Below are 14,259 nucleotides of genomic sequence, written 5' to 3'. Positions count from 1 at the left end.
CTGTGCGTCGCCCGCGCGCACTCCCCGTCACCCGTCACGGCAACAGCTGCCCCGAGCGGCCTCCACTCGGGCAGTCGGACGGCTACGCTCAAGGTCTGTACGTCATCGGGGCGAATCGGGGAGGTAGCGGGATGACGCAGGTACGGCCGACGCCGGGCGCCTCGGCCTCCCTCTGGGAGCGCGACGAGGAACTCGCCGCGGTCGGGAGGGCCCTCGACGCCCTGTGCTCCGACGAGTCCTCCTCGGGCAGCCTCCTGGTGCTCCGCGGCGAGGCCGGACTCGGCAAGACCGCGCTGCTGGCCGAGACCCGCCGTATCGCCGAGGCCCGCGGCTGCACGGTGTGGTCCGCCCGCGGCAGCGAGACCCTGAGCTCGGTCCCCTTCAACGTGGTACGGCAGCTGCTGCAGCCCGCGCTGCTGTCGCTGATGCCGGAGGAGGCGCGCGAGTACCTCGGCGACTGGTACGACATCGCCGGCCCCGCCCTCGGCATCACGGAGCCGGGCGAGCGCCAGGCCGATCCGCAGGGCGTGTGCGACGGCCTGGTCGCCGCGGTGCGCCGGCTGGCCCGGCGCGACTGGCCGCTGGTGCTGCTCGTCGACGACGCCCACTGGGCCGACCAGGAGACCCTGCGCTGGCTCGCCGCGTTCGCCGAACGCCTCGACGAGCAGAGCGTCCTGGTCATGGTGGCCCGCCGCCCCGGCGAGGCCGGCGACGGCGCACGCCACCTCGACGCGGTCGCCGCCGCGGGCTCCTCCGTCGCCACCCTGAGCGCCCTCACCCCGCAGGCCACCGCCGGCCTCACCCGCGCCACCCTCGGCCCGCACGCCGACGCCCCGTTCTGCCGCGAGGTCTGGGCCGTCACCGGCGGCAACCCGTACGAGACCGTCGAACTCCTCGCCAAGGTGCAGGACAGCGAGTACGAACCGACCGAGGCCGCGGCCGGCGAGCTGCGCGCCCTGAACCGCGCGGCACGCGGCGGCGGTCTCGTCGCCCGCCTGGAGACGCTCGGCATCGAGGCCACCCGGTTCGCCTGGGCGGCCGCCATCCTCGGCACCGGCATCTCCGTCGACCTGGTCGCCGACCTGGCCACGATGAGCCTCGACGAGGCGGTGCGCTGCGCCGAACTCCTGCGCACCGCCCGCATCCTCACCGAGTCCGACGCGGGGGGCGGCCGCCCGGACGACGGCGAGCTCCAGTTCGTGCATCCGCTGATCGCCACCGCCGTCTACAACTCCATCCCCGACGCCCTGCGCACCGCGATGCACGGCATCGCCGCCCGCGTCGTCACCGACAACGGCCACGGCGCCGCGGTCGCCGCCCGCCACCTGCTGGAGGTCCACCCGGACGACGACGAGGAACTCGTCGAGCAACTGCGCGAGGCCGCCCGCGAACACCTCGCCGTCGGCGCCCCCGACGCGGCCCGCCGCTGCCTGGAACGCGCCCTGCTGGAGCCACCGCTGCCCGACGTCCACCCCCGCGTGCTGCACGAACTCGGCTGCGCCACCCTCCTGACCGCGCCCGCCACCACCATCGACCACCTCCAGACCGCCCTCGCCATGCCCGGCCTGGTCGGCGACGAACGCGTCGACGCCGTCTGCCGCCTCTCCCAGGCCCTGCTCCACAACGACCAGTTGGAGGAGGCCGTCCGCACGGTGGAGGCGGAGGCCGCCCGGCACCCGGCCGGACCCGCCAAGCTGCGGCTCCAGGCGGTGCAGTTCATGTGGGAGGGCATACACGCGGGCGAGGCGACCTCCCCCGGACGCTCCGCACGCCTGGCCGAACTCGCCAGGACCTGCACCGGCCGCGACAACCCCGAGCGCGCCCTGCTCATCCTGCGCGGCTTCGACGCCATGGCCCGCGGCGAGAACGCCGAGGAGGTCGCCGAGCTGTGTGACCGCGCCCTGGTCAACGGCCGCCTCGCCCCCGGACTCGGCTGGACCGACCCGGAGTGGGGCATCGAGCTGCCGATGATGCTGGCCAGCGCCTACGCCTACACCGACCGGCTCGACCGCGCCGAGGCCCTCTACAACGAGGCGCTGCGCGCGTATGAGTCCGCCGGCTGGAGGGGCGGCCACCTCGCCCTGGCCCACGCCTACGTCGGGCTCGGCCTGCGCAGGCGCGGCCGGCTGCGCGAGGCGGAGGCCTCCCTGCGCAAGTCGCTGGCGCTCGCCGAGCGCGTCGGCCGCCGGCTGCCCCTGCACTGGTCCGCCACCTGCAACCTCGTCGACACGCTGCTCGCCCGCGGCCATGTCGACCAGGCCTGGGAGATCGCCGAGCAGTACGGCTTCGCCCCGCCCTACCCGTCCACCATCGTCCTGCCGGACCCGCGCTCGGTCCGCGGCCGCCTGCTGCTCGCCGTCGGCCGCACCAAGGACGGCGTCAACGAACTGGAAGCGGCCGAGAAGGCGGCGGCCGTGCGCGGCCACCACAACCCGGTGCTCGTCCCCTGGGCCGTCGACCTCGCCCGCGTCCTGGCGAGCGAGGACCCGGCCCGTGCCGCCCGGCTCGCCACCGAGGTCCGCCGGCAGTCCGAGCGCCTGGGCACCGACACCGCCATCGGCGAGGCCCTGCGCTGCGCGGCCGCCCTGGAGACCGGCCAGCGCGCGGTACGCCTCGCCGAGCAGGCCGTCGCCTATCTGGAGGCCTCGCCCTGCCAGTACGAACACGCGGCGGCCCGCGTCGAGTACGGCATCGCCGCCCGCTCCTCCGCGGAGCTGCGGCGAGGGATCGCGCTGGCGCAGACGTGCGGTGCGGACGGGCTGGTGCTCCAGGCGGAGACGGCGCTGGCGGCGGGCGTGGTGTGAGGCCGGCCTTCAGAGGGACAGCAGCTGATCGGTGACCGCCGACAGCCGCTTGCGCACCTCGGGGTCGTATGTGGCCTCGTGCGCCCGCGCCGGGCGGGTGCCGTCGAAGTACCGGCCCGTGCCCAGGTCCCGGGTGGCCAGGGCCAGGACGCCGGGGGCCCCGTCGGTGACCGTGTTCCAGGGCGTGATGTCGCCCTCGCGGACCATCGCCGTGTCCATGAAGGTGGCCGGGTGCAGGACGTTCACCGAGACGCCGGTGCCGGTCAGCTCCTCGGCGAGGGTGAACGTGTGCGCGGCGAGCGCGAACTTGGCGCGCCGGTACGCCGAGACACCGCTGTAGCCGCGGGTCAGCTCGGGGTCGTCGAAGTCGAGGGGTTCCTGACCGGCCGAGCCGACGTTCACGATCCGCGCGGGCGCGTTCGCGCGCAGCACGGGAAGCAGCGCGCGGGTCAGTACGACCGGCGCCAAGTAGTTGACCGCGAGGCGCAGTTCATGCCCGTCGAGGCTGAGCTCACGGCCCGCGTCGGGCGCACCGAAACCCACCCCCGCGTTGTTGACGAGCACATCCAGCTCGGGATGCTCCCCGGCGACATGCGCCGCCAGCTCCCGGACCTGGTCCAGCGAGGCCAGATCCGCCACGAACCCCTCGGCCTCGCCCTCGGCCCGCAACTGGGCCACGAGCCGCTCGGTACGGCCCGCGTCCCGGCCGTGCGCGAGCACGCGATGCCCGGACCGCACCAGCTCGAAGGCGACGTGGCGGCCGAGCCCCGAGGTGGCACCGGTGATCAGAATCGTGGACATGCCTCCACCGTAGGCACGGAGTGGAGGCAGGTGCGAGCCGCTGCTGTGCCTACGACCGCTGGGGTCACCCTTCCTCTTCCGCGAGCACCCGCTGGGCCGTCGCGAACGCCGAGTTCGCCGCCGGGACCCCGCAGTACACGGCCGTCTGGAGCAGTACGGCGCCGATCTCCTCCGGGGTGAGCCCGTTGCGGCGGGCCGCCCGGACGTGCATGGCCAGCTCGTCGTAGTGGCCGTGCGCGACGAGCGCCGTCAGGGTGATCATGCTGCGCTCGCGGCGGCTGAGCGTCGGGTCGGTCCAGATCTCGCCCCACGCATAGCGCGAGATGAAGTCCTGGAAGCGCGCGGTGAACGCCGTCTGCCGGGCCTGCGCCCGGTCCACATGCGGATCGCCGAGCACCTCGCGCCGCACCTCCATGCCCCGCTTCACACTCTCACCGAAGTGCGCCCGCAGCGCCGTGAGCACCGCCCCCGGGCACTGCGCCGGCGCCAGATGCGAGGCCCCCGGGATCTCGACCAGCGCGGCGCCCGGCACCGCGTCCGCGATCTCCCGCAGATGCGGCGGCGGGGTCGCGGGGTCCTCCCGCCCGGCGATCAGCAGCGTCGGCGAGGAGATCTCGGTGAGCCGATCGCGCAGGTCGAAGGCGGCGAGCGCGTCACAGCAGGCGGCGTACGCGGCCGGATCGGCGTCCCGGTGGTTCTGGACCAGCTCCGGCACGGTGAACCCGGACGTGAACCAGCGGGCGGGCGCGTTCTCGGCGAGCCCCGCCAGCCCTTCGCGCCGCACCAGCGCGGCCCGCTCCTGCCAGGGCTTCGCTCCGTTGAAGTGCGCCGAGGAACAGATCACGGCCAGCGAGCCGACCCGCTGCGGGTGGTGCACGGCGAGATACAGGCCGACCGCACCGCCGAGCGAGACACCCGCGTAGCCGAACCGCTCGATGCCGAGCGAGTCGGCGAGGGCGAGGACCAGACGGGCGAGGTCGCCGACGGTCGCGCCCTCCGCGATCAGATCGGCCGCCGAGCCGCCGTGCCCCGGCAGGTCCCAGCGGACCACCCGATGGGTGATCGACAGCTCGGGCGCGACCTTGTCCCACAGGGCGTACGAGGTGCCGAGCGAGGGTCCGAGCAGCAGCGGCTGCGCGGAAGCGGGCCCTTCGGCACGGTGGTTGAGGAGGTTCAACGTCGCTCCAGAGCACGGTCGGTGAGGGCTCCGGCGGAGCCGGTGTAGTGGGCCGGGTCGAGGTCGATGTCCGCCAGCTCGGGCGCCTCGGCGAGCGGACGGCCCTTGGACGCCAGCCGGGTGAGCAGCTCCTTGGCGCGGACCCGGCCCAGCACCGGGGCCAGCTCGGCGGACAGCCGCTCGGAGACGATCAACCCCTGAGTGAGATCCAGGTGGGCGCGCATGACATCGGGGCGCACCCGCAGCCCCTCGGCCAACTCGACGGCGTCCCGGGCGGCCCCGCCGACCAGCCGCAACAACTCCCTCAGCGGCTCCCACTCGGCATGCCAGGCCCCGGCCGGGCGCTCATCCTCCGCGGCCAGCGACCCGTACAGCGTGGCCGCGAGCTGAGGTGCCCGCCGCGCGGCGGAGGCGATGAGCGTGGACCGTACGGGATTGGACTTGTGCGGCATCGCGGACGAGCCACCGCCGCTGCCCTCCGCCACCTCCGCGATCTCGGTGCGGGAGAGCGTGAGGACGTCCACGGCGACCTTGCCGAGGGCGCCCGCCGTGAGGGCCAGGCACCCGGCGAGATCGGCGACCGGCGTCCGCAGCGTGTGCCAGGGCAACTCGGGCGTCCGCAGGCCGAGTTCGTCGGCGTACGCCGCCGGAAGCTCGATCGGATCGCTCGCGCCGTAGGCCCCGAAGGCCGCCAACGTCCCCGCCGCGCCCCCGAGTTGCGCGGGCAGCGCGTCCCGCACGGCCGTCACCCGGTCCCGTGCGTCCAGTACCAGCGCTCGCCATCCGGCCGCCTTCAGCCCGAACGTCGTCGGTACGGCGTGCTGGGTGAGCGTCCGGCCGGGCAGCGCGGTGTCGCGGTGCTCGGCGGCCAGCCGGGACAGCGCCCGTTCCGTACGGCCGAGGTCGCCGAGGACCAGGTCGAGCGTGCGCGCGGCGACCAGCATCGTCGCCGTGTCCATGATGTCCTGGCTGGTCGCGCCCCGGTGGACATAGGGGCCGTACGGGTCGCCGACCGCCTTCGTCAGGTCCGCGACCAGGGGGATGACCGGGTTGCCGCCGGCACGGGCGCGCTCGGCGAGGGACCGCACGTCGAACGGGTGGGTGTCGGCCGCGTCGGTCACCGCCGTCGCCGCCTCGGCCGGCGCGAGGCCGAGCGACCACTGGGCCCGGGTCAGCGCGACCTCCGCGTCGAGCAGCGCTCGCAGAAAGGCGGCGTCGCCCGTCGCGCTCGCGGCGGGGGAGCCTGCCCACCCGGGGGCGAGCAGGCCGGTGTCGTCGGGATCGACAGAAGTCACTGGAACTCCAGGAAGACCGTCTCGCCTTCGCCCTGAAGGCGGATGTCGAAACGGTATGCGGCACGGCCCTGGTCCTCGGCGATCAGCGTGGCCCGGCGCGCCTCGTCCAGCGAGGCGAGCAGCGGGTCGGCGGCCAGCGCGGCCTCGTCACCCGGCAGATAGATCCGGGTGAACAGGTGCACCAGCAGCCCGCGCGCGAACACGCACACGCTGAGGTACGGCGCGCTCTGCCCGCGCGCCCCGGGCCGCAGCGTCCGCGCGCTCCAGTGGCCGCCCGCGTCCGTCTGGACACGGCCCCAGCCGGTGAACTCCACGCCGTTGCGCCCCAGGAAGCCGCCGCTCGCCGGGTCGCGCCGCATCGAGCCGTCGACCTGCGGGACGTGGCCGTCCGGGTCGGCGCCCCACAGCTCCACGAAGGCGTCCGGGAGCGGATTGCCGTCGCCGTCGAGGACGTAGCCCTGCACCGCGATCGTGTCCGGGTGACCGAGGGGCGCGATGTCGCCGCCGCCGGGGAAGGGCAGGGCATGGCCGTAGAAGGGGCCCACCGTGTGCGACGGAGTGGGCAGGACCGTCTCCGGGCGGCTCGTGTCGATCTTCGTCATGGCAGGTCAGCGTCCCTCTTCGATCCAGGTGGCGTGCGGCCCGTCGAGCACGATGTCCCAGTGGTAGCCCATCGAGAACTCCGGCACCGACAGACTGTGGTCGTAGGTCGCGACCAGCCGCTGGCGGGCCGAGTCGTCGGTGACCGACTGGATGATCGGGTCGTACGGGAACAGCGGGTCGTTCGGGAAGTACATCTGCGTCACGAGCCGCTGGGTGAACGCCGTGCCGAACAGGGAGAAGTGGATGTGGGCCGGCCGCCAGGCGTTGACGTGCTGGCGCCACGGATAGGGGCCCGGCTGGACGGTGGTGAAGCGGTAGAAGCCGCTGTCGTCGGTCAGGGTTCGGCCGACGCCGGTGAAGTTCGGGTCCAGCGGGGCGTCGTGCTGCTCGCGCTGGTGGGCGTAGCGGCCGGCCGAGTTCGCCTGCCAGATCTCGATCAGCTGACCGCGGATCGGGCGGCCGTCGCGGTCCAGGAGCCGTCCCTCCACGGTGATGCGCTCACCGATCGGCTCCCCGTTGTGCTGCCGGGTCAGGTCGTTGTCGGTCTCGGTGATGTCCCGCTCGCCGAAGGCGGGGGAGTGCAGCTCCACCAGCTCCGGGTCGTTGCTGACGTCGATGGGGACGAGCGGCTGCTTGGGGTGGCGCAGGACGGAGGAGCGGTACGGGGCGTAGTCGCGGCGGGGGTGGTGCTCGACGGGGGCGCCTTCGGCGACGCGCTTGTCGTAGGCCTCGTGCTCCGCGGCGATCTCGAGGTCGATGTCGTGCTGGGTGAGAGTCATGGGGGTTCCTACCGTTCGAGGACGAGGGCGAGGCCCTGGCCCACGCCGATGCAGAGGGTGGCGACGCCGACTCCGCCGCCCTTGCGGGCGAGCTGGTGGGCGACCGTGCCGGCGAGGCGGGCACCGGAGGCGCCGAGGGGGTGGCCGAGGGCGATGGCGCCGCCCTGCGGGTTGAGGATGGCCGGGTCGAACTCGGGCCATTCGGCGACACAGCCCAGCACCTGGGCGGCGAAGGCCTCGTTCAGCTCCAGCACCGACAGATCGCCGAATCCCCTGCCCGCCTTGGCCAGCGCCCGGTTGACGGCCTCGACGGGGGCGAGGCCGAAGTAGTGCGGGTCGAGCGCGTGGACGCCGGTGGCGGAGATCCGGGCGAGGGGCTCGCGGCCGGTGGCCTTCAGGCCCTCCTCGTCGGTCAGCAGCAGGGCGGCGGCGCCGTCGTTGAGCGGGGAGGCGTTGCCGGCCGTGACCGTGCCGTTCTCCTTCCGGAAGGACGGCTTCAGCTTGGCCATGGCGGCCAGCGAGGTGTCCGGCCGTACACACTCGTCGGCGGCGAAGCGGACCGGGTCGCCCTTGCGCTGCGGGATCGACACGGGGGCGAGCTCGGCGTCGAACAGGCCGGCCTGCTGGGCCCTCGCGGCCTTCTGATGGGAGGCCAGCGCGTACTCGTCCTGCTGCTCGCGGCTGATCTTGTGCTTGTCGGCGATGAGTTCGGCGGACTCACCGAGTGGGATCGTCCACTGCGGTTCCATCCTCGGGTTGACCATGCGCCAGCCGAGGGTGGTGGAGTACAGCTCCGTGTGGGCGGCCGGGAACGGCCGGTCGGACTTGGGCAGCACATACGGCGCCCTGGTCATCGACTCGACACCGCCGGCCACCGCGATGGAGGCGTCCCCGGCGGCGATGGCGCGGGCCGCCTGGACGACCGCCTCGAGGCCGGAGGCGCACAGCCGGTTGACCGTCACGCCGGGCACGGAGGTGGGCAGGCCGGCGAGCAGCGCGGCCATGCGGCCGACGTTGCGGTTCTCCTCGCCGGCGCCGTTGGCGTTGCCGAAGTAGACGTCCTCGATCCGGGACGGGTCCAAGTCGGGCGTACGGCCGATCAGTTCCCGGATGGCATGGGCGGCCAGGTCGTCCGGGCGCACGCCCGCGAGGCCGCCGCTGTAGCGGCCGATCGGGGTGCGGACCGCGTCGACGAGGTAGACGTTCTTCACAGCAGGCCCTCCGCGACGGTCACCTTGGCGTCGGTCTTGGCGATGATCTCGTCGGCGCTCACACCGGGCGCGGTCTCGACGAGCAGCAGCCCGTCCTCGGTGACGTCCAGGACGCCGAGGTCGGTGATGATCCGGTTCACACACGCCTTGCCCGTCAGCGGCAGCGCGCACTCGGTGCGGATCTTCGCCGAGCCGTCCTTGGCGGTGTGGGTCATCACGACGATGACCGTGCGGGCGCCGTGGACGAGGTCCATCGCGCCGCCGATGCCGGTGATCATCTTGCCGGGGATGGCCCAGTTCGCCAGGTCACCGTCGGCCGAGACCTGCATCGCGCCGAGCACGGCGACATCGATGTGGCCGCCGCGGATCATCGAGAAGGACAGCGCCGAGTCGAAGAAGGAGGCGCCCGGCAGGACGGTCACGGTCTCCTTGCCCGCGTTGATCAGGTCCGGGTCGACCTGGTCCTCGGTGGGGTAGGGGCCGGTGCCCAGGATGCCGTTCTCGGACTCCAGGATCACCTCCACGCCCTGGGGGAGGTAGTTCGGGATCAGCGTCGGCAGGCCGATGCCGAGGTTGACGTACTGACCGTCCTGGAGTTCGCGCGCGGCCCGCGCGGCCATCTCTTCGCGTGTCCAGGCCATCAGCTGCTCACCGTCCGCTGCTCGATCTGCTTGTCCGCGGCCTGCTCCGGAGTGAGCGCCACGACCCGCTGCACGAAGATCCCCGGCAGATGCACCGCGTCCGGACCGATCTCGCCCGGTTCGACGAGTTCCTCGACCTCGGCGATCGTCACCCGCCCGGCCATCGCGGCCAGCGGATTGAAGTTGCGGGAGGACTTGTTGAACACCAGGTTCCCGTGCCGGTCGCCCTTGGCGGCCCGCACCAGCGCGAAGTCGGTGCGGATGCCGCGTTCCAGCACGTACTCGGTGCCGTCGAACTCCCGCACCTCCTTCGGCGGCGAGGCCAGCGCGACCCCGCCGGAGCCGTCGTAGCGCCACGGCAGCCCGCCCTCGGCGACCTGGGTGCCCACCCCGGCCGGGGTGTAGAACGCGGGGATCCCGGCGCCGCCCGCCCGCAGCCGCTCGGCCAGCGTGCCCTGCGGGATCATCTCGACCTCCAGCTCGCCGGACAGGTACTGGCGGGCGAACTCCTTGTTGGCGCCGATGTAGGAGCCCGTCACCCGGGCGATCCGCCCGGCCGCCAGCAGCACCGCCAAGCCGGACTCCATCGCCCCGCAGTTGTTCGAGACGACCGACAACCCGGACACGCCACGCTGGTACAAAGCCTGGATCAGTACGTTCGGCACACCGCTCAGCCCGAAGCCACCCACCGCGAGCGATGCGCCGTCGCCGACATCGGCCACCGCCTCCAGGGCCGTGGCGACCACCTTGTCCATCCGAGAAGCCCCATCTCTTCCGAGCTCTCAGCGCCTCGTTAGTCAGGGCACTGAGTATTTCCGCGAGGTTCGCCCTCACGCTGCCACCGGAGCGGGAAGCCGTCAAGACCTTGAGAAACGTGAGGTCGGCCTGGCCAGGCGCTCCGCAGACAGACACGTCATGGACGGGTATTGTTCAGTGCACCGACGAATACGACCAGGGGAGCGCGCATGGCCGCCGTGGACCTCACCACCCACCCCGGGCATCTGGCCCGGCGGCTCCAGCAGGCGCACCACCTGCTGTGGAACACGATGGTCTCCGAGGAGATCACCTCGCCCCAGTTCGCCGTCCTCAACACGCTCGTCGCCGAGCCGGGCCTGGACCAGCGGACGGTGGGGGAGCGCGTCGGGCTCGACCGGTCCACGATCGCCGAGGTGATCAGCCGGCTCGGCCGGCGAGGGCTGCTCGACAAGGTCCGCGACCCTCAGGACGGCCGCCGCTTCCTGCTGCGTCTCACGGACGAGGGACTGCGCACGCACAAGAAGCTGACCGTGCGCACGGCCCGGATGAACCAGGTCTTCCTGGCTCCGCTCTCCGCCGAGGAGCAGACGCTGTTCTTCGATCTGATCCGGCGGGTCGCGGACGCGGCCGAGGGGCTGCGCAACCCGGCGGAACCCCTCGTCGCACAGCCCTGACCCCAGATCGTCACCCCTTGGCGAACACCACCCACACCTGGCCGTGCTGGAACTTCATCGGCTTGCCGTCCTTCGTCGTGAACGTCGTGCCGGCCGAGGCCTTCGGGCGCTTCCAGTTGACGTCGTAGGCGCGCCCGTCGCGCAGCACCCGCGCCTTCCCGGAGCCGACCGTCTCGGTGAACGGCGTGTAGTGGCCGAGCTTGTCGTGGAACGCGGTCCTGCGCAGCTTCACGTACTGCACGACGACCGTGCCCGCCGTGACCCGCTTGCCGTCCGTCGTACTGGCGGCCCTGCCGTCCATCGCGACCATCCAGCGGTCCTGGCTCCTGGACCAGGTGAAGGTGTACCGGGCCGCCTTGTAGCGCACCGTCTGGGAGGCCGTGACCTTGCCGCCCTTCGGGGCGGCGCCGAAGCGGAAGCCGGTCGTCAGGACGGACGTGCCCGGTGGCGAGGACATCAGCCGGTGGGGCCGCAGATAGAGGTTGTGCGGCCTGGGCCGGTACTTGCCGCGGAAGTACGCCTTGTTCGCCTCGCCGGGCGGCTTCGCCTGCACCGGAGCCTTGTCGATCAGCGGCAGAAGCTTGCTCTGCGCCCCGGAGAAGGCGAGCACCGGCCGGTTGAACTGGCCCAGCAGCTGCAGATCGGTCTCGCGGGCGCTGCGCACCGGCCCGACGACCTTCGGCAGCTTCTGCGCGTACACCGCCATCAGACGGCTCAGCCCGCCCTCGACCTGCTCGACGTACACGATGTCCGCCTCGTTCAGACCGGTGTGGGGCCGTGCGGCGCGCGCGTTGTCGATCTTCACGGCGAGCGCCGCGCGGCCCGCCGCCCGGGTCTCGCTCTCACCGGGCGCCGACGTACGGCTCTGCCCGCGGCCGTCGTCGCGGGGGCCGTCGCCGGACGTCGTGCAGCCCGCGGCCAGGGAGGCCGCCAGCGCGGCGGCCAGCAGCCCCGTCATGGTCGTGGCGCGTCTGGTGCGCGCCGCTCGTTGTCCGCCCACTGTCGTCACCCTCAGCCACCCACCCATTTCATGTCATCAAATTGTGTGCTTATCAGTTCATAGGTAGCCATACCCGATCGTCGTCGATGGTCCTCGGGAATCCGCCGATCGGCCCGCTCAGGGACAGCCGGTCGGCCCACCCTGTGGTCCGTCCTCGTGGTTCGGCGCGCGGCGCCGGGGTACCCGGGCGGACCGTACGACCGGACGCACGCGTGACGGAGGGAGCACGGGACGATGAGGGCAGTGACCTGGCAGGGCAAGCGGGACGTGCGGGTGGAGACCGTGCCCGATCCCGGGATCCAGGAGCCGACGGACGCGGTCGTCCGTATCACGTCCACCGGGCTGTGCGGCTCCGACCTGCATCTGTACGAGGTGCTCACCCCGTTCATGACGCCGGGGGACATCCTCGGCCACGAGCCCATCGGCATCGTCGAGGAGGTCGGTGCCGCGGTGCCGGACCTCCAGGCGGGGGACCGGGTGGTGGTGCCCTTCCAGATCGCCTGCGGCAACTGCTGGATGTGCCTGACCGGGCTGCCGACCCAGTGCGAGACCACCCAGGTCACCGGCGAGGGCATGGGCGCGGCCCTGTTCGGCTACACCCGGCTGTACGGATCGGTGCCCGGCGCCCAGGCCGAGTATCTGCGGGTCCCGCACGCGCAGTACGGCCCGATCAAGATCCCCGAAGGGCCGCCCGACGACCGGTTCGTCTACCTCTCCGACGTACTGCCCACCGCCTGGCAGGCGGTCCGCTACGCCGAGATCCCCGAGGGCGGCAGCATCGCCGTGCTCGGCCTCGGCCCCATCGGCGACATGGCCTGCCGTGTCGCACAGGTCCGGGGCGCGGGGCGGGTGTTCGGCGTGGACCTCGTGCCCGAGCGGCTGCGGCGGGCGCGGGAGCGGGGCGTCGAGACCTTCGACCTGCGCAGCTTCGACGACGAGAAGGAACTCGTCGCCGCCATCCGCGACCGGACCGACGGCCGTGGCCCCGACGCCGTCATCGACGCGGTCGGCACCGAGGCGCACGGCAGCGCCGCCGCCAGGCTGGCCCAGCAGGCCTCGGCGCTGCTGCCCCGCAGGCTGAGCGGTCCCTTCGCCGAGCGCTTCAGCGTCGACCGGCTCGCCGCCCTGTACACCGCCATCGACCTGGTGCGGCGCGGCGGCACGATCTCCCTGTCCGGCGTCTACGGCGGCATGACGGACCCGATCCCGCTGCTCACCCTGTTCGACAAGCAGATCCAGATCCGGATGGGACAGGCCAACGTGCGCCGCTGGAGCGACGACATCCTGCCGTATCTCGTGGACGAGGACCCCCTCGGCGTCGACGACTTCGCCACCCACCGGCTGCCGCTGAGCGACGCCCCGCACGCGTACGAGATGTTCCAGCGCAAGGAGGAGGGCGCGGTCAAGGTGCTGATGAAGCCGTGACCGGTACCGCTCCTCAGGCCTGCGGCCCGAAGATCGCCCCGAGGTCGTAGCGCACCGGCTCCTCGAGCTGGGCGTAGGTGCAGCTCTCGGGGGTGCGGTCCGGGCGCCAGCGCCGGAAGCGGGCCGTGTGCCGGAAGCGCACCCCGTTCTCCATGTGGTCGTACGCCACCTCCGCCACCCGCTCCGGCCGCAGCGGCACCCAGGACAGGTCCTTCTTGCCCGACCAGCGGCTCGGCGCACCCGGCAGCCGGGCCGACTCATGGGCCGCCTCCTCGGCCCAGGCCGCCCACGGATGCCCCACGACGTCCTCCATGCGCAGCGGCTCGAGCTCCTCGATCAGCTCGGCGCGCCGCTTCATCGAGAACGCGGCCGACACGCCCACGTGCTGCAGGCCGCCCCGGTCGTCGTACAGGCCCAGCAGCAGGGAACCCACGACCGGCCCGCTCTTGTGCAGGCGGTAGCCCGCGACCACGACGTCCGCAGTCCGCTCGTGCTTGATCTTGAACATGGCGCGCTCGTCCGGGAGATAGCGCAGTGTGAGCGGCTTGGCGATCACCCCGTCCAGTCCGGCCCCCTCGTACTGCTCGAACCACCCCTGCGCCGTCGTGACGTCGGTCGTCGCCGGCGCCACATGCACCGGCGCCGTCACTCCGGACAACGCCATCGTGAGCAGCGCCCGCCGGTCCGCCAGCGGGGTCTCCATCAGCGACTCGTCCGCCAGCGCCAGCAGGTCGAAGGCCACGAACGCCGCCGGCGTCCGCTCGGCCAGCGTCCGCACCCGGGAGTCGGCCGGATGGATGCGCTCGGTGAGCGCGTCGAAGTCCAGCCGCCCCTCCCGCGCGATCACGATCTCCCCGTCCAGCACACACCGCTGGGGCAACCGCTCCCTCAGCCCCGCCACCAGCTCGGGAAAGTACCTGGTCAGCGACTTCGTGGTACGGCTGCCCAACTCGACCTCGGCCCCGTCACGGAACACGATCGCCCGGAACCCGTCCCACTTGGCTTCGTACTGCATGCCCGGCGGAATCTTCGCCACCGACTTGGCGAGCATCGGCTTCACGGGCGGCATCACCGGAAGGTCCATGGTCCGATT

Annotated in this window: 13 protein-coding genes; 3 read left to right on the top strand and 10 right to left on the bottom strand. The window is 72.7% G+C overall.

What is annotated here, in order from left to right:
• Window positions 1-131 precede the first annotated feature (131 nt).
• On the top strand, window positions 132-2,804 hold the full coding sequence (locus tag IM697_RS28805; RefSeq protein ID WP_194039014.1) for an ATP-binding protein: 2,673 nt from the start codon (window positions 132-134) through the stop codon (window positions 2,802-2,804).
• 9 nt (window positions 2,805-2,813) lie between these two features.
• Here the strand turns inward: IM697_RS28805 and IM697_RS28800 are convergent, their stop codons facing one another.
• From IM697_RS28800 to IM697_RS28765, 8 genes are all read right to left on the bottom strand, one after another.
• On the bottom strand, window positions 2,814-3,605 hold the full coding sequence (locus IM697_RS28800) for an SDR family NAD(P)-dependent oxidoreductase (RefSeq protein ID WP_194039013.1): 792 nt from the start codon (window positions 3,603-3,605) through the stop codon (window positions 2,814-2,816).
• A 64-nt stretch (window positions 3,606-3,669) separates the two neighbouring features.
• Window positions 3,670-4,782 carry a bifunctional 3-oxoadipate enol-lactonase/4-carboxymuconolactone decarboxylase PcaDC gene (pcaDC, locus tag IM697_RS28795; protein WP_194039012.1) on the bottom strand — a complete coding sequence of 371 codons (1,113 nt, stop codon included), beginning with the start codon at window positions 4,780-4,782 and terminating at the stop codon, window positions 3,670-3,672.
• On the bottom strand, window positions 4,779-6,077 hold the full coding sequence (gene pcaB / locus IM697_RS28790) for a 3-carboxy-cis,cis-muconate cycloisomerase (protein WP_194039011.1): 1,299 nt from the start codon (window positions 6,075-6,077) through the stop codon (window positions 4,779-4,781). Before pcaB ends, pcaDC begins: the two co-directional genes overlap by 4 nt.
• Window positions 6,074-6,679, bottom strand: a complete 606-nt coding sequence (gene pcaG / locus IM697_RS28785; protein WP_194039010.1) for a protocatechuate 3,4-dioxygenase subunit alpha — start codon at window positions 6,677-6,679, stop codon at window positions 6,074-6,076. The genes pcaB and pcaG overlap by 4 nt, the downstream gene beginning before the upstream one ends.
• Before the next feature lie 6 nt (window positions 6,680-6,685).
• Window positions 6,686-7,459, bottom strand: a complete 774-nt coding sequence (gene pcaH, locus IM697_RS28780; protein ID WP_194039009.1) for a protocatechuate 3,4-dioxygenase subunit beta — start codon at window positions 7,457-7,459, stop codon at window positions 6,686-6,688.
• Window positions 7,460-7,467: 8 nt separating this feature from the next.
• Window positions 7,468-8,670 (bottom strand): thiolase family protein, encoded by a 1,203-nt coding sequence (locus IM697_RS28775; protein WP_194039008.1) that lies wholly within the window; start codon window positions 8,668-8,670, stop codon window positions 7,468-7,470.
• A complete protein-coding gene (locus IM697_RS28770; RefSeq protein ID WP_194039007.1) occupies window positions 8,667-9,311 on the bottom strand; it encodes a CoA transferase subunit B in 645 nt (214 codons plus the stop codon). The genes IM697_RS28775 and IM697_RS28770 overlap by 4 nt, the downstream gene beginning before the upstream one ends.
• Window positions 9,311-10,066, bottom strand: coding sequence for a CoA transferase subunit A (locus tag IM697_RS28765; RefSeq protein WP_194039006.1), 756 nt, complete (start codon window positions 10,064-10,066; stop codon window positions 9,311-9,313). The genes IM697_RS28770 and IM697_RS28765 overlap by 1 nt, the downstream gene beginning before the upstream one ends.
• A 210-nt stretch (window positions 10,067-10,276) precedes the next feature.
• On the opposite strand from IM697_RS28765, the gene IM697_RS28760 reads away from it, so the two are divergent.
• Entirely contained in the window at window positions 10,277-10,741 is a 465-nt protein-coding gene (locus IM697_RS28760) for a MarR family winged helix-turn-helix transcriptional regulator (RefSeq protein ID WP_194039005.1), read from the top strand.
• 10 nt (window positions 10,742-10,751) lie between these two features.
• Here the strand turns inward: IM697_RS28760 and IM697_RS28755 are convergent, their stop codons facing one another.
• A complete protein-coding gene (locus tag IM697_RS28755; RefSeq protein ID WP_456114983.1) occupies window positions 10,752-11,768 on the bottom strand; it encodes a DUF3048 domain-containing protein in 1,017 nt (338 codons plus the stop codon).
• Between the two features lie 207 nt (window positions 11,769-11,975).
• Between IM697_RS28755 and IM697_RS28750 the strand changes: the two genes are divergently transcribed.
• Complete coding sequence (locus tag IM697_RS28750) at window positions 11,976-13,166, top strand: zinc-dependent alcohol dehydrogenase (RefSeq protein ID WP_194039004.1); 1,191 nt, start codon at window positions 11,976-11,978, stop codon at window positions 13,164-13,166.
• 13 nt (window positions 13,167-13,179) lie between these two features.
• Here the strand turns inward: IM697_RS28750 and IM697_RS28745 are convergent, their stop codons facing one another.
• Window positions 13,180-14,250 (bottom strand): ATP-dependent DNA ligase, encoded by a 1,071-nt coding sequence (locus IM697_RS28745; protein WP_194039003.1) that lies wholly within the window; start codon window positions 14,248-14,250, stop codon window positions 13,180-13,182.
• Window positions 14,251-14,259: the final 9 nt, after the last annotated feature.

Source organism: Streptomyces ferrugineus, from assembly GCF_015160855.1.
Taxonomy (GTDB): Bacteria; Actinomycetota; Actinomycetes; order Streptomycetales; family Streptomycetaceae; genus Streptomyces; species Streptomyces ferrugineus.
Note: the sequence above shows the minus strand (reverse complement) of the source record. Positions and strands in the feature narration are given on the sequence as shown.